The 16,571-nt window shown below is 70.4% G+C and carries 17 protein-coding genes; 8 read left to right on the top strand and 9 right to left on the bottom strand.

Annotation, left to right across the window (positions count from 1 at the left end; translation table 11 throughout):
* Positions 1–3 precede the first annotated feature (3 nt).
* The 4 genes from AB4Z14_RS17415 (at position 4) to AB4Z14_RS17400 (ending at position 2,880) form a co-directional block, all read left to right on the top strand.
* A complete protein-coding gene (locus tag AB4Z14_RS17415) occupies positions 4–615 on the top strand; it encodes a hypothetical protein (protein ID WP_442276304.1) in 612 nt (203 codons plus the stop codon).
* Positions 616–875: 260 nt separating this feature from the next.
* Complete coding sequence (locus AB4Z14_RS17410) at positions 876–1,076, top strand: hypothetical protein (protein WP_442276303.1); 201 nt, start codon at positions 876–878, stop codon at positions 1,074–1,076.
* Positions 1,077–1,247: 171 nt separating this feature from the next.
* The gene (locus AB4Z14_RS17405) at positions 1,248–1,868 is read left to right on the top strand and encodes a DUF47 domain-containing protein (RefSeq protein ID WP_442276302.1); all 621 of its coding nucleotides are present in this window, start codon (positions 1,248–1,250) and stop codon (positions 1,866–1,868) included.
* Positions 1,869–1,875: 7 nt separating this feature from the next.
* On the top strand, positions 1,876–2,880 hold the full coding sequence (locus tag AB4Z14_RS17400) for an inorganic phosphate transporter (protein ID WP_056771687.1): 1,005 nt from the start codon (positions 1,876–1,878) through the stop codon (positions 2,878–2,880).
* A 132-nt stretch (positions 2,881–3,012) separates the two neighbouring features.
* Here AB4Z14_RS17400 and pstB read toward each other — a convergent pair whose 3' ends face one another.
* The 5 genes from pstB to AB4Z14_RS17375 form a co-directional block, all read right to left on the bottom strand.
* Positions 3,013–3,789: a phosphate ABC transporter ATP-binding protein PstB gene (pstB, locus tag AB4Z14_RS17395; protein ID WP_020145738.1), complete on the bottom strand. Its 777-nt coding sequence runs from the start codon at positions 3,787–3,789 to the stop codon at positions 3,013–3,015.
* 20 nt (positions 3,790–3,809) lie between these two features.
* The gene (gene pstA / locus AB4Z14_RS17390) at positions 3,810–4,775 is read right to left on the bottom strand and encodes a phosphate ABC transporter permease PstA (RefSeq protein ID WP_442276301.1); all 966 of its coding nucleotides are present in this window, start codon (positions 4,773–4,775) and stop codon (positions 3,810–3,812) included.
* Entirely contained in the window at positions 4,772–5,779 is a 1,008-nt protein-coding gene (pstC, locus tag AB4Z14_RS17385) for a phosphate ABC transporter permease subunit PstC (protein WP_442276300.1), read from the bottom strand. The genes pstA and pstC overlap by 4 nt, the downstream gene beginning before the upstream one ends.
* Before the next feature lie 112 nt (positions 5,780–5,891).
* Positions 5,892–7,013, bottom strand: coding sequence for a phosphate ABC transporter substrate-binding protein PstS (gene pstS, locus AB4Z14_RS17380; protein WP_442276299.1), 1,122 nt, complete (start codon positions 7,011–7,013; stop codon positions 5,892–5,894).
* A gap of 259 nt (positions 7,014–7,272) precedes the next feature.
* Positions 7,273–8,220 (bottom strand): NUDIX hydrolase, encoded by a 948-nt coding sequence (locus AB4Z14_RS17375; protein ID WP_442276298.1) that lies wholly within the window; start codon positions 8,218–8,220, stop codon positions 7,273–7,275.
* 135 nt (positions 8,221–8,355) lie between these two features.
* On the opposite strand from AB4Z14_RS17375, the gene AB4Z14_RS17370 reads away from it, so the two are divergent.
* Complete coding sequence (locus AB4Z14_RS17370; protein WP_442276297.1) at positions 8,356–8,754, top strand: nuclear transport factor 2 family protein; 399 nt, start codon at positions 8,356–8,358, stop codon at positions 8,752–8,754.
* Between the two features lie 77 nt (positions 8,755–8,831).
* Here AB4Z14_RS17370 and AB4Z14_RS17365 read toward each other — a convergent pair whose 3' ends face one another.
* Positions 8,832–11,192, bottom strand: coding sequence for an RNA degradosome polyphosphate kinase (locus tag AB4Z14_RS17365; RefSeq protein ID WP_442276296.1), 2,361 nt, complete (start codon positions 11,190–11,192; stop codon positions 8,832–8,834).
* Between the two features lie 44 nt (positions 11,193–11,236).
* On the bottom strand, positions 11,237–12,208 hold the full coding sequence (gene mshD, locus AB4Z14_RS17360; RefSeq protein WP_442276295.1) for a mycothiol synthase: 972 nt from the start codon (positions 12,206–12,208) through the stop codon (positions 11,237–11,239).
* Positions 12,209–12,461: 253 nt separating this feature from the next.
* On the opposite strand from mshD, the gene AB4Z14_RS17355 reads away from it, so the two are divergent.
* The gene (locus tag AB4Z14_RS17355; protein ID WP_442276294.1) at positions 12,462–14,261 is read left to right on the top strand and encodes a bifunctional metallophosphatase/5'-nucleotidase; all 1,800 of its coding nucleotides are present in this window, start codon (positions 12,462–12,464) and stop codon (positions 14,259–14,261) included.
* On the opposite strand, the gene AB4Z14_RS17350 is transcribed toward AB4Z14_RS17355, so the two are convergent.
* Entirely contained in the window at positions 14,179–14,883 is a 705-nt protein-coding gene (locus AB4Z14_RS17350) for a response regulator transcription factor (protein WP_442276293.1), read from the bottom strand. The genes AB4Z14_RS17355 and AB4Z14_RS17350 overlap by 83 nt on opposite strands.
* Before the next feature lie 66 nt (positions 14,884–14,949).
* On the opposite strand from AB4Z14_RS17350, the gene AB4Z14_RS17345 reads away from it, so the two are divergent.
* Both AB4Z14_RS17345 and AB4Z14_RS17340 read left to right on the top strand, forming a co-directional pair.
* Positions 14,950–15,240 carry a MoaD/ThiS family protein gene (locus tag AB4Z14_RS17345; protein ID WP_442276292.1) on the top strand — a complete coding sequence of 97 codons (291 nt, stop codon included), beginning with the start codon at positions 14,950–14,952 and terminating at the stop codon, positions 15,238–15,240.
* A 6-nt stretch (positions 15,241–15,246) separates the two neighbouring features.
* Positions 15,247–16,083, top strand: a complete 837-nt coding sequence (locus AB4Z14_RS17340; RefSeq protein WP_442276291.1) for a hypothetical protein — start codon at positions 15,247–15,249, stop codon at positions 16,081–16,083.
* 101 nt (positions 16,084–16,184) lie between these two features.
* Here the strand turns inward: AB4Z14_RS17340 and AB4Z14_RS17335 are convergent, their stop codons facing one another.
* Positions 16,185–16,556 (bottom strand): DsrE family protein, encoded by a 372-nt coding sequence (locus tag AB4Z14_RS17335; protein WP_442276290.1) that lies wholly within the window; start codon positions 16,554–16,556, stop codon positions 16,185–16,187.
* Positions 16,557–16,571 lie beyond the last annotated feature (15 nt).

Genomic DNA, 16,571 nt, shown 5'->3' with positions numbered 1-16,571 from the left:
GGGATGAGTGAGAGCGACCACCGCGCCCCCAGGCGGCCCGCCTTCTTCAGCGAGGCGGCCCTCGAGGCGCACGGTCCTGCCTACGACCCCACCGAGCAGATCCACGTCGCCCACGAGACGGCGCTGGCGCTCGTCCACGCCGGCCGCGCGGCGTCCGACCCGGTCGTGACGCAGAAGCTCGTCGCGCTCGTCGACGACATCGGTCTGTCGACGCTCGCCGAGCTGTGGTCCCAGCGCCCTGCCCGCTCCCTCCCGGGCGCCCTGTGGCGCCTCTACGTGCTCCGTGAGTGGGTGCAGCGGGCGCCCGACGAGGCGAGCCGGGAGTATGCCGCCGGCATCCGTTTCACCGGCCCCAACCACGCCGTGGCCGGTGCCGCCGAGCCGCCCGGACCCCAGGAGATGGGGCGCGTCATCGACGAGGTGCTGCGCGGCGTCTTCGAGGGTGACCTCGCCGTCGCCCTCGAGCGGGCCTCGGCCTTCTGCCGCGTCGTCTCCGCCGGCCGCGCCGACATCTCCTCGGGCGACGAGTCCGCCGAGCAGGCGGCGAACGTCCTCGTCATGGCCGAGGATCTCACCGTCTGCGCTCGCCTGTGGCGCGCCGACGCGCTCGATTGACCAGGCGACCGACGGGTCTTGCGCCGATGCATCTTTGGTGATCCGTTCGGGCGGCTTTATCCTTGACGCGCGTCGGGTCGTGGTAGCCCCGGGTCCCAAATTCAGCCGCTACGAGCGGCCCAGTGCCGAGAGGCGCTCCCGACCCGACGCAACCTCTTCGGCCCAGCGCGCTCGGTGTCGGCCCATGGCAAGGGGTCCACGTCCCATCTCGTTCGGGCCTTCGGCCCACCGACCACCAGGCAGCCGCCTAGATTGGACCCATGACGCCCGAGGAGGAGCGGTCCGGTGACTTGCTCGATGTCGCACTCGCCGACGAGATCGAGCTCGTGAGCGACCTCGTGGTGGCTGCCTCCTCAAGCCCGCGCCATTTCACTCCCGACGAGGTCGACGAGCTGCTCGGCATCCCGGAGGGCGTCTCCGGCACCCGGTCGGACGCCCCGGCGACGCCGCCGGCGGAGTGACCGTTCCCGTCCGCACGCACGACCGGATGCAGCGGCATGCTCCCGGCTCGTCGCCCCGGAAGCAGCCAGGCAGGTCCGGATGAACACCGGATCGAGGCCGGGTTGCGCCGGAGTGACTTCTACGCCGTAGCATCTTCCCCGGACCAGACCTCGATCGACCGGAGCGCCCCCGTGGGTTTTCGCCTCACACCCCAGGACACGAGCTTTTTCTCCCTCTTCACCTCTTCCGCCCAACTCCTCGTCGAGGCGACCCGGGAGCTGACCCGGTTCCTCGAGGTCGAGCCCTCCAAGCGGCAGGCGGTGGCCGACCGGCTCAAGGAGCTCGAGCACGCTGCCGACGACGCGACGCACGAGGTCATCAACAAGGTCAACAGCTCGTTCATCACGCCCTTCGACCGCGAGGACATCCACAACCTCGCCGCGTCGCTCGACGACTGCATGGACTACATCGAGGAGACCGCTGACCTCATCGTGCTCTACCGCATGGGTGAGATCCCCGAGGGTCTCGCGGAGCAGTTCGAGATCCTGGCCCGGATGGCCGAGGTCACGGCGGAGGCGATGCCGCGCCTCCGGTCGATGAAGGACCTCAAGAGCTACTGGATCGAGATCAACCGCCTAGAGAACCAGGCCGACTCCCTCCACCGCAAGATGGTGGCCGCTCTCTTCGTCAACACGCCCGACCCGATCAACGTGATCAAGGTCAAGGCCATCGTGGACGGCTTCGAGGACGCCGCCGACGCGTTCGAGAAGGTCGCCCACGTGGTCGAGGGCATCGCGGTCAAGGAGTCCTGACCCGCTGATGGACACCACCATCCCCGTCCTCGGGGTCGCTGCGGTCATCGCACTGGCCATGGGCTTCAACTACACCAACGGCTTCCACGACGCCGCCAACGCGATCGCGACCTCGGTCTCGACCCGGGCCCTGACGCCCCGCGTGGCGCTGGCCATGGCGGCCATCGCCAACCTCTTCGGAGCCTTCTTCGGCTCCAAGGTGGCGGCGACCATCGGCTCGGGCATCATCGAGCAGCCCGAGGGCGTCGACGGGCTCTGGCTCGTCGCGGCCGCCCTCATCGGCGCCATCGGCTGGAACCTGCTGACCTGGTGGTTCGGCCTACCCTCGTCCTCGTCGCACGCCCTCATCGGCGGTCTCGCTGGCGCCGCGCTCGTGGCCGGCGTCGCAGTGAAGTGGGCCGTCATCTGGGAGAAGGTCATCATCCCGATGATCGCCTCACCACTCATCGGGCTCGTCGTCGGCTACCTCTTCATGACGGCGATCTTCTGGATCTTCCGCAACGCCAACCCGGGCCGGGTCACGCGCGGCTTCCGCCTGGCGCAGACCGCGTCCGCTGCCGCGATGGCCTTCGGCCACGGCCTCCAGGACGCCGCCAAGACCGCCGGCGTCGTGCTGCTCGCCCTCAACATCTCGGGCTACCACAACAGCACCACCGTCCCGATCTGGGTCCTCGTGCTGTCGGCCCTCGTGATCTCCGCCGGCACGTACGCCGGTGGCTGGCGCATCATGCGCACGCTGGGGCGGCGCATCATCGACCTCACGCCGCCCCAGGGGTTCGCGGCCGAGACGACGGCCGCCTCGATCCTCTACGTCGCGGGGCTTGCGCTCGGGGCCCCGATCTCGACGACGCACACGATCACCTCGGCGATCATGGGCGTCGGAGCGACCAAGCGGCTCTCGGCCGTGCGGTGGAGCGTGGCGGGCAACATCGTCGGCGCGTGGGTGCTCACCTTCCCGGGCGCCGGTCTCGTGGCCGTCCTCGCCTGGTACGCCAGCTCGATCTTCCGCTGACCGCCGCGCGACCGCGCCCACGGCACACGACCGCGCCCACGGCATACGACCGTGCCCACCTGACCTCGACGGTCAGGTGGGCACGGTCGTACGTGGACGGGTCCGGCGGAAGCGGGCCGGAGGTCCTGCGGCTCAGCCGAAGCGGCCGGAGATGTAGTCCTCCGTGGCCTGCTCGGTCGGGTTGTTGAAGATCCGCGTCGTGTCGTCGATCTCGACGAGCCGGCCCGGCTCCCCGGTGGCCTTGAGGTTGAAGAAGGCCGTGCGGTCGGACACCCGCGCCGCCTGCTGCATGTTGTGCGTGACGATGACGATGGTGAAGTCGTTCTTCAGCTCGTTGACGAGGTCCTCGATGGCGAGCGTCGAGATCGGGTCGAGGGCCGAGCACGGCTCGTCCATGAGGAGCACCTGCGGCTGCACGGCGATCGCCCTGGCGATGCACAGGCGCTGCTGCTGGCCACCGGAGAGGCCGGCACCCGGCTTGCTCAGGCGGTCCTTGACCTCGGTCCAGAGGTTCGCTCCCTTGAGCGACTGCTCGACGATGCCGTCGAGGGTCTTCTTGTTCTTGACACCGTTGAGCCGCAGGCCCGCCGCGACGTTGTCGTAGATCGACATCGTCGGGAAGGGGTTCGGCCGCTGGAAGACCATGCCGACCGTGCGCCGCACGGTCACGGGGTCCATCGAGCTGGCGTAGAGGTCCTGGTCGTCGAGCATGACCTTGCCCTCGACGCGACCGCCGGGGATCACCTCGTGCATCCGGTTGAGGGTGCGCAGGAAGGTCGACTTGCCGCAGCCGGACGGCCCGATGAAGGCCGTGACGGAACGGGGCTCGACCGTCATCGAGACGCCCTCTACGGCCTTGAAGGAGCCGTAGTAGACGTTGAGGTCGGTGACGTCGATTCGCTTGGCCATCGTTCAGATTTCGCTTTCTCTTACTTCTTGACGGCACCGAAGTGCGCAATGGCACGGCCGATGACGTTGAGGAGGAGGACGAGCAGGATGAGCGTGAGGGCCGCGCCCCACATCCGCTCGGCCGCGGTCGCGAGCGCGAAGTCGCCACGGTCCTGGTTGATCATCATCGGCAGCGTCGGGAAGTTGCCGTTGAACAGGTCGCGCTGGAAGTTCTTCGTGTACGGGGCGAGGATCAGCAGTGGCGCCGTCTCACCCATGACGCGGGCGATGCCGAGGAGCACCCCGGTGACGATGCCGGAGAACGCCGTGCGCAGCACGATCTTGACGACCGTGGCCCACTTAGGCACGCCGAGGGCGTACGCCGCCTCCCGCAGCTCGTTGGGCACGAGCTTGAGCATCTCCTCGGTGGACCGCACGATGACCGGGATCATGAGCAGCACGAGCGCGAGCGCCGCGGCGAACCCCGAGCGGCTGAAGCCGAAGGCGGTCACCCACACGGCGTAGATGAACAGCGCCGCGACGATGGACGGGACGCCCGAGAGGATGTCGACGGTGAAGCTGATCGCCTTGGCGAGGCGCCCGCGGCCGTACTCGACGAGGTAGACGGCGGTGAGGATGCCGATGGGCACGGCGATGAGGGCGGTGAAGCCGACCATCTGGAGGGTGCCCTCGATCGCGTGCCGCGCTCCGCCACCGAAGTCGTCGGAGTTGACGTTGCGCTGGTTGCCGGTCCACCACGTCGCCGTCGTGAGCATGTGGAAGCCCTTGGCGACGACCGTGCCGAGGATCCACACGAGCGGGACCATGGCGAGGAAGAAGGCGGCCCACATGACGACCTTGGCGACGACGTCCTTGACGGCGCGAGCCCGGTGGGGGTTGCTCATCTCCGACAGGGCGTCGCGGCCCGAACGGCCGCCGGGGGGCGTCGACGTCTCCCCGGGGACGACCTGGTCGTCGGGGACGCGGCGGTCGGTGGCGGTGCTCATTCGGTGAAGGCCTTCCTGCGCTCGATGACCACGCGGGCGATGCTGTTGACGACGAAGGTCAGCACGAAGAGGACGAGCCCGGCGGCGATGTAGGCACCGGTTTTGTTCGGGTTGCTGAACTCAGAGGCGTTGTTCGCGATCTTCGACGCGAAGGTCTCGCCGCCGTTGAAGAGCGACCACGACCACGGGTTGCCGTCGGCGAGGGCCGACACGAGGAACGTGACGGCGATCGTCTCGCCGAGGGCCCGGCCCAGGGCCAGCATCGAGGCGGAGATGACACCGGGTCGGCCGAAGGGCAGCACAGCCGTGCGGATCATCTCCCACTGGGTCGCGCCCAGCGCGAGAGCGCCCTCCTTGTGGGCCGTGGGCGTCTGGTCGAAGACCTCGCGCGAGAGCGCCGTGACGATGGGCAGGACCATGATCGCGAGGACGACGCCGATGAAGCAGATCGTCCCGCCGCTGATGCCGGTCGGCGCGAAGAGCGGGAACCAGCCGAGCTTGTCCTGGATGAACGACTGCACCGGCTTGAACACGGGTGCGAAGGCGATGAGACCCCAGAGGCCGTAGACGATCGAGGGCACGGCGGCCAACAGGTCGACGAGGCCCGCCGCGGGCCGACGCATCCACGACGGCGCGTACTGCGTCAGGAAGAGCGCCACCGCGACGCCGACCGGGACCGAGAGGGCCATGGCGATCGTCGAGGCGGTCACCGTCGTCCAGAGGAACTCGAGGATGCCGAAGGCGGGCTGCTCACCACCCGGCGCCCAGACGCGGCTCGTGAAGAAGTTCGCCGAGTTGTCCATCAGCGCCGGCACGGCCTGGACGATGAGGAAGATCGCGATGAGTGACACGAGCACGATGACGAGGACGCCGGAGACGGTGGCGGCTCCGCCGAAGAGCCGGTCGCCGACGCGACCCGTGGAGGCCTGGTCCGCCTGCAGGGGTCGGCGCCCGTCGGGCCCGGGAGTCTGGTCCGCGGCGGACACACCCGTCACTGTCGACACGTGGAGGCCTCTTCCTTCGGTTGCGGGGTACTGGCACAGGGGCGGGCGCCGAGTGTGGCGCCCACCCCTGCGTGGACGACCCTGCCGGATCGCTCCGGCCGGGTCAGGCGGTTCAGGAGATCGCGTCGACCGCGGCCTGGACCTTGGTCGCGACCTCGGTCGGCAGCGGGGCGTAGCCCTTGGCCTCGAGGCCCTTCTGGACCTCGTCCGAGGCGAAGGTCTTGAGGAAGCTCTTGACCTTCTTGCCCGTCTCGGCGTCGGCGTACTTCGAGCAGACGATCTCGTAGGTGACGAGGACGATCGGGTAGGCCCCGGCCTCCTTGGTGGCGTAGTCGATCTTGAGCGCGAGGTTGTTGCCCATGCCCGTCTGCTTGGCCGTGGCGATCGTCTTGCCGGCCGACTCGGCGGTCAGCTCGACGGGACCGGAACCCGTGTCGATCTGGGCCATGGGGAGCTGGTTCTGCTGGGCGTAGGAGAGCTCGACGTAGGTGATGCCGCCGTCCTGGCCCTTCGTCGCGGTGGCGACGCCGGCCGACTTCTCCTTGCCCTCGCCCTTGCCGGTCCACTTCTTGCCGGTCTCGTAGGACCAGGCGTCGGGAGCGGCGGCCTTGAGGTATTTCGTGAAGTTCTCGGTCGTGCCCGACTCGTCGGAGCGGAAGAAGACCTTGATCGGCGTCGCGGGAAGCGTGACGCCCTTGTTGAGCGCGGCGATGGCCGGGTCGTTCCAGGTCGTGATCTTGCCGTCGAAGATCTTCGCGGCCACCTCGGCGTTGAGCACGAGCTTGTCGACGCCCTTGACGTTGTAGGCGATGGCGATGGGGCCGGTGACCATGGGCAGGTTCCAGGCCTCGGTGCCGCAGGACGCCTTGGCGTCGTCGGCCTCGATCTTGCCGTCCTTGGGCTCGGTCTTGAGCGCCGAGTCGGACCCGGCGAAGTCGACCTGCTTGGCGATGAACTGCTTGATGCCGGCACCGGAGCCGGTGGGCTGGTAGTCGATGTTGGCGTCGGGGCAGGCCGTCTGGTACGCCTTGATGGCCTCGTCGATGGCGTTCTTCTGGGCCGAGGATCCCTCGGCCTTGAGGTCGCCGCTGAAGCAGTCGCCGGCGGCGGTCGAGCCAGCAGCGGTCGAGCCGGCACCGGGGGTGGCGCCGTTGTTCTCGGACGCGCAGGCCGAGAGCGCAAGAGCGCCGGACAGGGCGATGGCGCCGAGAGCGCTGATACGCGAAACAGACACGAGTGTGATCCCTCTCGATGGGGTGTACCTGGTGGTCGTTCGGTCAGATCCGAGCGACGTTGCTGGACGTTGATCCACCGCGAACATAGGTGGGCCGGATGACGAGTCGTCCACGTGCGGTTAACGCAGGGTGAACGCCGGGCGACGTCTTGGGGTGCGGTGCCGGCTCGAGATGCGGGGCGGCCCGAGCCGACCGACGATGAAGGGTTCGGCAGGCCCGAAACGGGCCGAGAGGGGTCCCCGAGGTCCGGCCGGCGCGTCAGGTGTCGATGCGCTCGACGTCGACGACGCGCGCGTCCTCTCCTCGCCCGACGAGGTGGCAGACGAGCACCTCGCCCTTGTGCATGGCCTCCTCCGCCGCGGCGTGCAGCAGCTCCGCGACGCCGACGCGCTCCAGGGAGTGCGCGACTCGGGTGTGGAGCAGGCCAAGGAGGGTCGGCAGCACGGGCCCGTGGCTGCAGAGCGCGGCCGGGTCACCGCGCTCGAGCAGACGCTGCACCTGGCCGACGGCCCCGACCTGGCTCTCCGCGAAGCCCTCCTCGGACAGCACGTCACGGGTGCGCAGGCGCAGTCCCCGCCCGGCGGCATACGGCTCGACGGTCGAGACGCAGCGCGCGGACGACGACGAGACGACACGGGTGACGCCGTAGGCCCCGAGCACGGCGGCGACGGTGTCCGCCTGGGCGCGCCCCACGGCGTCGAGCGGCCGTCGCCGGTCGTCGCCCTGCCACTTGCCCCGCGGTGTCGCCTTGGCGTGCCGGACGAACACGAGCGGCCACGTGCGCAGCTCGTCGGCACGCTCGGCGCGCACGAGGGCGAGCAGCTGCTCACGGTCGCGGGCGTAGTCGAGCCGGTCGTGTGCCGTGCGCACGTCGACCCAGGCGACCTCGTCGATCTCGTGCTCGAGCACGCCGGTGCCGCCGGTGACGCGGGCCGACCAGTAGTGCACCTGCTTCGTGGCCGGGCCTCCGGTCGGGTCGAGGACGGGGTACTCGGCCGAGGGCAGCGGGACCCCGAGGCGCACGACGAGTCCGGTCTCCTCGAGGGTCTCGCGGGCCGCGGCGACGCAGGGATGCTCGCCGGGGTCGAGCTTGCCCTTGGCCCAGGACCAGTCGTCGTACTTCGGACGATGCACGAGGGCGACCTCAAGACGTCCGTCGCGACGCCGCCAGGGCAGCGTGCCGGCGGCGGGGATCACTGAGGCCACGCGCGCCAGTCTGCCTGATGAGGCGCCGGTGGGCAGCCCGAGCGCCACAACCCGCCCGCAGGCGCGTCGGCCCAGCAGGTCTGCGAGGCGGCCGCCGCGCGGCGCGCCGGCGCGTGTCCGGCGCATCATGGATGGATGAGCGACGACGACGGGTTTCTGACATGGGTGAGGACCGAGCTGTACGACGCCGAGCTGGCCCTGCACCAGGGTGACCCCGCCCCTCGACGGGCGCTGTGGTCGCGCCGAGAGCCGGTGAGCGTGCTCGGTGCCTGGGGGAATGCACAGGGCCAGCATGAGCTGGACGAGCTGTTCGCATCGCTCGGCAGGTCGTTCTCCGACTGCACGTCGTACGCGTTCGAGCTCGTCGCACACGACGTCGCGGGCGACATGGCCTACACCGCAGGCTTCGAGCACACGTCGGCCTGCGTCGACGGGCAGCCGCGGACATACACCCTCCGAGCGACACAGGTGTACCGACTCGAGGACGGCCAGTGGCGCGTCGCCCATCGCCACGGTGACACCGTGACCGGCTGAGCGGCGCGCCGGTTCTGCACAGCCACGCGGGCTGACTCCCGCGCCGTCGAGCCGTCGAGCCGTCGAGTCAGTGGTGCTCAGCGGCGGCGGGCCTTGCGGCGGCGCTTGTCGTGGCGCTCGATGAGCCTCTCCTGGAGGTCGTCGAGCGGCTCGCCGGCCTCGGACAGGTGGTGGCGCACCCAGCGGCCGTCGGAGCCGAGGTCCCAGCGCGAGGTGGTCTCGGCGAAGGCGAGGTCGATGAGGTCGGCGAGCTCGACGACGTGACTCGGCTCGACGATGCGCACGAGCGCCTCGACGCGGCGGTCGAGGTTGCGGTGCATCATGTCGGCGCTGCCGATGTAGACCTGCGGGTCGCCCCCGTGGTCGAACCAGAAGACGCGCGAGTGCTCGAGGAAGCGGCCGAGGATGGAGCGCACCCGGATGTTCTCGGACAGGCCCGTGACGCCGGGACGCAGCGCGCAGATGCCGCGCACCCAGATGTCCACCCTGACCCCGGCGATGCTCGCCCGGTAGAGCGCGTCGATGAGTGCCTCGTCGACGATCGAGTTGGCCTTGATGACGATCCGGCCGTCAGGCGCGCCGTCGCGGCGCGACTGGTGCAGCTCGATCTCCTCGTCGACGAGGTCGATGAGGCCCGAGCGCACCGACCGCGGGGCGACGAGGAGTCGCTTGAACTTGCTCCGGGGCGCGAAGCCCGAGAGGAGGTTGAAGAGGCGCGACAGGTCCTCGCCGACCTGCGGGTCGGTGGTGAAGAGACCGAAGTCCTCGTAGACGCGGGCCGTCTTCGGGTTGTAGTTGCCGGTGCCGATGTGGCAGTAGCGCACGAGCCCCTCGGACTCCTGGCGCACGACGAGGCACAGCTTCGCGTGGGTCTTGAGGCCGACGACGCCGTAGACGACGTGGACACCGGCCTGCTCGAGCTGACGGGCCCACGAGATGTTGTTGACCTCGTCGAAGCGGGCCTTGATCTCGACGACGGCGAGGACCTGCTTGCCGGCCTCGGCGGCGTCGATGAGGGCGTCGATGATCGGGGAGTCACCTGACGTGCGGTAGAGCGTCTGCTTGATCGCGAGGACCTTCGGGTCGTTCGCGGCCTGCTCGATGAAGGCCTGCACCGACGTCGAGAACGAGTTGTAGGGGTGCTGGACGAGCACGTCCTTCTGGCGCACGGCGGTGAGCAGGTCGATCGCCTTGGCGCTCTCGGTCGGCGCGAAGTCCGGGTGGGTGCGCGGGAAGAACTTCGGGAACTCGAGGTCGCTGCGGTCGACGTCGGCGATGGTGAAGAGGCCGCGCAGGTCGAGCGGCGTCGGCAGGCGATAGATCTCGCGGTCGCTGATCTGGAGCTCGCGGGCGAGCATGTCGAGGACCTTGGGGTCGATGTCGTCCTCGACCTCGAGCCGGATGGGCGGACCGAAGCGACGCCGGGTCAGCTCCTTCTCGAGGGCGGTGAGGAGGTTCTCGGCGTCGTCCTCCTCGACCTCGAGGTCCTCGTTGCGCGTGACGCGGAAGCTGAAGTGCTCCTGCACGAGCATCCCGGGGAAGAGCTGGTCGAGGTGGCTCGCGATGACGTCCTCGAGCGGCACGAAGCGCTTGCGCACCACGTCGGCGTCGAGGTCCTCCTCGACGAGGATGAAGCGCGGCAGGCTCGGCGGCACCTTGACCCGGGCGAAGTGCTCGCTGCCCGTCTTGGGGTTCTGGAGCAGCACGGCGAGGTTGAGCGACAGGCCGGAGATGTAGGGGAACGGGTGCGCCGGGTCGACGGCGAGCGGCGTGAGCACGGGGAAGACGCGCTCGGCGAAGAAGTAGTGGAGGGGCTCGCGGTCGTCCTCGTCGAGGTCGTCCCAGCGCACGACGGTGATGCCCTGCTCCTCGAGCGACGGCCGCACGTCGTGCTGGAAGACGCCGGCGTGCTGCTGCATCAGCTCGTGCGCGAGCCGGGCGATGCGCTCGATGAGCTCGCGCGGCTCGAGGCCGGCTGCGGTGCGCACGGCCAGCCCGGTGGCGATGCGGCGCTTGAGACCCGCGACGCGGACCATGAAGTACTCGTCGAGGTTGTTGGCGAAGATCGCGAGGAAGCGGGTGCGCTCGAGGAGCGGCACGGCGGGGTCCATGGCGAGCTGGAGCACCCGCTCGTTGAACTGCAGCCAGGACAGCTCGCGCTCGAGGTAGCGGTCTGCCGGCAGGTCGTCCTCGTCGTCGCCCTGCGTTCCGGCGCCGACGAACCGTCCGTTCGGGGCGCGGGCCGGGATGCGCCGGTTGGGGACGGTGCTCGTGAACGAGCTGACCTCGGCCGACTCGCTGGCCGACTCGCCGGCCGACTCGCCGGCCGACTCGGTCGCGCCCTCGGTGGGGGCCTCGTCCGGTCTCGCGTCGCGGGCGTCCGCCGAGGCGACGTCCTGCTCGTCCAGGTCGGTGGAGGTGAGGCTGCCGGTGCTCATGCGACCATCGTGGCACCGAAAGGCGACGTGGGGGTGAACTCGTCTCAGCCGACGGCGGGCGAGGAGACCCCACCCACCTGGTCCGCCGCGTCGCCCGCCTCGCCCTCCCGAGCGAACTGCCGGTGCACCTCGACGTCCTCGAAGCCGAGGGCGGCGTAGGTGCGCACGGCCGCGACGTTGTCCTCGTCGACGTAGAGCACGACGCGCGCCAGGCCGAGCGAGCGCAGGTGGTCCAGGCCCAGCACCGTGACCGCGCGCCCCAGCCCCTGGCCTTGCCGGTCGGGTGCGACGGCCACGACGTAGACCTCGCCGACGTCACCGTCCGGCGGGTCGACCTTGGTCCAGTGGGAGGCGGCGAGCACGTCGGGGTCGGCGGCCTCGACGACGAGGACGAGCCCGGCCGGGTCCCACCATGGCTCAGCCATCCGCTGATCGAGGTCGGCCCGACGCAGCGAGCCCTGCTCCGGGTGGTGCGCGAACGCCGCCGCGTTGAGGGCCAGCCACGCGTCCTCGTCACGTCCGGGCTCGAAGGAGCGGACGGCATACCTCGGTTCGAGCGACGCGGCCGGCCAAGGGGTCCCGTCGCGGAGCGAGCGGCCCATGACGTGGAGCGATCGCACCGGCACGAGCCCGGTGGCGCGGGCGAACGCCGTGGCGGCGTCGGCCGCCGCTCCCGTCGCGTGGCTCCACAGGCGTATGCCGTCAGGCAGGCTCGCGAGCAGCGCCGTGCCCACGCCGGACCGGCGCGACCCCGGCGCCACGACGAGCTCGCCTGACGGTGGTCCCTCACCCGAGCGCGACTGGGCGTAGCCGACGAGCGTCCCGTCGGACCCGAGCGCGAGGAGGTGACCGACCCCGTCGTGCTCGCGGGCCCGCACGGACAGCCGGAACTGCTCCGACAGCGGCTCCGACCCGTCGGCGTCGGCAGCCTCCGCGGCCAGCGCGAGGACGGCGGCGGACTCGTCCGGGGTGAGCGGGTTCGTCGTGTCGCGCGGGGCGACGGTGGGGCGCGGCATACGGCGATTCCACCACAACGACCCGGCGGGGGACTCCCGCCCGTCGCCCGCTCCGGCTAGGGTCCGGTCAGGGCTCGGGGGCCCAGCACGCAACTCACGGCACCGGTCCGGCATTCACGTCGGTCCGGGGTCGGCGCAGTGCCAGCAGTTCACAACACCGTTACGCAGCAAGCCCCTCCCGGCACCTTCCTGGCACTAGCCTCCCGTGGGTGCCGATGGGCACGCGATCCACACCGCTGATCAAGGGGAAGACATGTCCCGTACCACCCGCCGCACCATGGGCGTCGCCGTCGCAGGGATCTGCGCCGCGGCCCTCGCGGCACCGGCCCTCGCCGCCGCACCGGACGCGAGCAACGCACCGGGCAAGACGCAGATCGACATCCAGATCCTGTCGTTCAACGATTTTCACGGGAACCTCGAGACGCCGAGCGGCTCCAGTGCTCGTGTCGTCACCGGACACTTCGTCGACTCGGCCGACACCGACAAAGACGGCAACGTGACTGAGATCCTCGAGTCCGGGCCGAATGCCGGAGGTGTGGAGTACCTCGCGACCCACCTCAAGGCGGCTCGTGTCGGGCACGCGAACACCGTGACCGTCGCCGCGGGCGACCTCGTGGGTGCCACGCCACTGCTGTCGGCGGCCTTCCACGATGAACCGTCGATCGAGGCGATGAACGAGCTCGGCCTCGACGTCGCGGCCGTGGGCAACCACGAGTTCGACGAGGGCTACCGCGAGCTCCAGCGCCTCGACGCGGGCGGCTGCATAGACGACGGTGACGGCCTCAACAACCAGAACTCGTGCCCCGACGGCTCCTTTGCCGGCGCGTCCTTCCCCTACCTCGCTGCCAACGTCATCGAGACCGCCACGGGCAAGCCGATCCTGCCGGCCTACACGATCAAGAAGTTCAACGGTGCCAAGGTCGCCTTCATCGGCATGACGCTCGAGGGCACCCCGAGCATCGTCACGGCCGCCGGCGTCGCCGGGCTCTCCTTCAAGGACGAGGCCGACACGGCCAACGCGCTCGTGCCGGTCCTCAAGGCGCAGGGCGTCAACGCGATCGTCGTGCTGCTGCACGAGGGTGGCAACCTCAGCCGGATGCCGTGGACCGACCCGGCGACCGGTGTCACGTCGCAGGTCAGCGCCGACTACGACTACGTGTGCGGTCGCGGAGGCACGCTCTCGGGCCCGCTCCTCGACATCAACAGTCGACTCGACCCGGCCATCGACATGATTGTCTCCGGCCACACGCACCAGCCCTACGTCTGTGCACTCCCCGACAAGGCCAACAAGCCGCGCCTCGTCACCTCGGCCTCGTCGTTCGGTCGCCTCTACACCGAGACCAACGTCAAGTACGACCGCCGCACGTCCGACATCATCCGCCCGACGGTGGCCGACTCGGTCAACCGGATCGTCTCGCGGGACGTGGCGAAGGACGCCGGAGAGACCGCGCTCATCGCCAAGTACAAGACGCTGGTGGCCACCATCGCCAACAAGGTCATCGGTCAGGTGGCAGGCTCCTCGGTCAGCCGCACGGCCAACGACGCAGGCGAGTCCCCTCTCGGTGACCTCATCGCGGACGCCCAGCTGGCGGACCCTTCGACGATCCCCCCGGGTGGCGTCGCGCCGGTCGTGTCGTTCATGAACGCGGGCGGCATCCGCGCCGACCTGCAGGAGAACTCCGCGGGCGACGTGACCTACGAGGCAGCCTTCACAGTGCAGCCGTTCAACAACTACCTCGTGTCGCTGAGCCTGACCGGCCAGCAGCTCGTCGCCGTGCTGAACCAGCAGTTCGTCAACTCCGCGGGTGCACCGACCCGTCCGTACGTCCTCGCGACGAGCGCCGGTCTGACCTACACGCACAATCGCGTGTCGGTCAGCAACGTCAAGATGCCCGGCTCCTGGTGGAGCCGGGCCGTCTCTCGTCCCCCTGGGCGTATGCCGGGTGGTGCGTCCCGTGCGGGGGGTCGGCTCAGGCGTCGGCGGGCTGCGTGGCCGGGGCCTCGGCGCGGTCGGGCACGAGGCGATAGCCGACGTTGCGGACCGTCCCGATGAGCGCCTCGTGGTCGGGCCCGAGCTTGGCGCGGAGGCGCCGCACGTGCACGTCGACGGTGCGGGTGCCGCCGTAGTAGTCGTAGCCCCAGACCTCCTGGAGCAGCTGGGCGCGGGTGAAGACGCGTCCCGGGTGCTGCGCGAGGTACTTGATGAGCTCGAACTCCTTGTACGTCAGGTCGAGTGGGCTGCCGCGGAACTTCGCGGAGTAGGACGACTCGTCGATGACGAGCTCGCCCGAGGTGATGGGCAGGTCGAGGTCGGCGTCGTCGTCCTGACCCTTCGTCATGGCGAGGCGCAGGCGGGCGTCGACCTCGGCGGGCCCGGCGGTGTCGAGCAGCACGTCGTCGAGGCCCCACTCGGCCGTCAGACCAGCGAGGCCGCCCTCGGTGAGGACGGCCAGCAGGGGAGTGCCGATCCCCGTCGTACGCAGCACCCGGCACAGGGAGCGTGCGCTCGCCAGCTCCCGTCGCGCATCGATGATGACGACGTCGCAGTCGGGCGAGTCGACGAGAGCGGTGGCCTCGGCGGGCAGGATGCGCACCGTGTGGCTCAGCAGCCCGAGGGCAGGCAGCACCTCGGCGCTGGGGGCCAGCGCGTTGGTGAGCAGCAGCAGTCGGGCCATCTCATGCAGGATAGGCGAGACTGGTCACCAGCGGATGAGACCGCACCAACGATGAGACGGAGTGAGATGGCCCCGAGTGGACCCGAGTCGCGCACGGTCGGGACGACCGGGCCGGCCCTCGCGACCGTCACCGTGCGCTACTGGGCCGCGGCCCGTGCCGCCGCCGGCGTCGACAGCGAGGCGCGCACCGGCGCGACGGTGGGCGAGGTCGTCGACGCGGCCGTCGCCGACCACCCCGACCTCGCCCGGGTGGCGCGCGTCGCGAGCTTCCTGCTCGACGGGCGCAAGGTCGGTCGCGAGGCGCGGGTGACCGACGGCGGCACCGTCGAGGTCCTGCCGCCCTTCGCCGGCGGGTGATGCACAATGGCCCCCGTGCCTGAGGACAACGCGGCCCTCCGCGAGCCCGGTCCCGACGCCTCCGACTCCTCGGTGGCCGCCGGGTCGCTCCGCCTCCCGCTGTCGCCCGCCGGCGCCGACCGCATCCGCTGGGTCAGCGTCGTCGCGACGCTCGTGGCCGCCGTGGCCCTCCTCGTCGCCCAGGGCACGGGGTATGCCGAGACGCTCGGTGTGACGCTCGCGCTCGCTCTCGCGGTGGCCTGGGGCTGGCCGCTCCTCACCGGGTCGTGGACCCCGACGGCGACGACCGTCGTGCTCGCCGTGGCCTCCGTCGCGATCGTGCTCAGCGCGCTGCGCCAGGACCTGCTCTGGGTCCCGGCCGCGGTCGCGTTCGGCATCCTGCTCGCCTTCTCCGGTCAGCTCGTCCGTCGGACGGGCCGTGAAGGGCTTGTCCTGACTCTGCTCTCGTCGTTCGGCGGCCTCGTCGTCGTCACGTCCGGCACCACGGCGGTCGTCGCCGCCAACAGCGACCGGGGCCAGGCGGTCGCGGTCGTGGCCATGGCGGCTGTCGGGGCGGCCGTCGTCACCGACCTGCTCGTCGGGGTGCGTGGCGCGACGCCGTTCCTCGGGTTCGTGGCGCTCGCGGCCGCGGTGCTGGCGGCCGTCGTCGCCTCACGCGGCTCCGAGGTCGGCTCGCTCGAGGCGCTGGGGATCGGCGCCGCCGTCGGCACCGTGTCGTGGTCGTTCCGCCGGGTGCTCGCGCTGCAACCGGCGATGCTGACGGTCCGGGGCCAGGTCGGCGCCGGTGCCGGGTCGGTGCTCGCCGTCGGCGCCGTCGTCCACCTCTTCTCCGTCCTCACCTGACTCCCCATCCCCAACCGTCGAGAGGCCACGTCAGCCCCTGCCAACCATCGAGAGGCCACGTCCGGCCGCGTCACGTGAATCGAGAGGCCGGAGCCCTCGGGTCAGTAGACGAGGGCCTGCGCACCCGGGGTCATGACCTCCTCGACGAAGACCGCCGCGCCCTTGATCACCGCACCGTCGACGAGCTGGTCCTGCGTCAGGTCGCGCCGGGCCGCGCACTGCGTGCAGACGGTGAGCCGGCCACCCTGGAGCACGGCGTCGCGCAGGTCGACGAGCGGGGCGGCATACGGCAGCTCGAACTCCTCGGCGCGTCCGGGGACGGCCATCCACGTGGACTCGCCCGTGAGCCACAGCGACACGTCGAGGCCGCTCGCGACGGCCGTCGCGGCGACGGTGAAGGCCTGCGAGAGGCGCTCGGGAGCCTCGGTGCCGGCGGTGACCTTGACGACGAGCGAGCGCGCGGGGGTGTCCATGGGATCAGGCTACGA

Source organism: Terrabacter sp. 2TAF16 (genome assembly GCF_052115065.1).
Lineage (GTDB): Bacteria > Actinomycetota > Actinomycetes > Actinomycetales > Dermatophilaceae > Terrabacter.
The sequence above is the reverse complement of the archived record's forward strand: the minus strand, read 5'-3'. Positions and strand labels throughout refer to the sequence as shown.

What these genes read in the sequence shown, in the direction of transcription:
- AB4Z14_RS17415 (WP_442276304.1), top strand. Translation starts at nt 4, where the DNA reads ATGAGTGAGAGCGACCACCGCGCCCCCAGGCGGCCCGCCTTCTTCAGC.
- AB4Z14_RS17410 (WP_442276303.1), top strand. Translation starts at nt 876, where the DNA reads ATGACGCCCGAGGAGGAGCGGTCCGGTGACTTGCTCGATGTCGCACTC.
- AB4Z14_RS17400 (WP_056771687.1), top strand. Translation starts at nt 1,876, where the DNA reads ATGGACACCACCATCCCCGTCCTCGGGGTCGCTGCGGTCATCGCACTG.
- pstB (WP_020145738.1), bottom strand. Translation starts at nt 3,789, where the DNA reads ATGGCCAAGCGAATCGACGTCACCGACCTCAACGTCTACTACGGCTCC.
- pstA (WP_442276301.1), bottom strand. Translation starts at nt 4,775, where the DNA reads ATGAGCACCGCCACCGACCGCCGCGTCCCCGACGACCAGGTCGTCCCC.
- AB4Z14_RS17370 (WP_442276297.1), top strand. Translation starts at nt 8,356, where the DNA reads ATGAGCGACGACGACGGGTTTCTGACATGGGTGAGGACCGAGCTGTAC.
- AB4Z14_RS17365 (WP_442276296.1), bottom strand. Translation starts at nt 11,192, where the DNA reads ATGAGCACCGGCAGCCTCACCTCCACCGACCTGGACGAGCAGGACGTC.
- mshD (WP_442276295.1), bottom strand. Translation starts at nt 12,208, where the DNA reads ATGCCGCGCCCCACCGTCGCCCCGCGCGACACGACGAACCCGCTCACC.
- AB4Z14_RS17355 (WP_442276294.1), top strand. Translation starts at nt 12,462, where the DNA reads ATGTCCCGTACCACCCGCCGCACCATGGGCGTCGCCGTCGCAGGGATC.
- AB4Z14_RS17350 (WP_442276293.1), bottom strand. Translation starts at nt 14,883, where the DNA reads ATGGCCCGACTGCTGCTGCTCACCAACGCGCTGGCCCCCAGCGCCGAG.
- AB4Z14_RS17345 (WP_442276292.1), top strand. Translation starts at nt 14,950, where the DNA reads ATGGCCCCGAGTGGACCCGAGTCGCGCACGGTCGGGACGACCGGGCCG.
- AB4Z14_RS17340 (WP_442276291.1), top strand. Translation starts at nt 15,247, where the DNA reads ATGGCCCCCGTGCCTGAGGACAACGCGGCCCTCCGCGAGCCCGGTCCC.
- AB4Z14_RS17335 (WP_442276290.1), bottom strand. Translation starts at nt 16,556, where the DNA reads ATGGACACCCCCGCGCGCTCGCTCGTCGTCAAGGTCACCGCCGGCACC.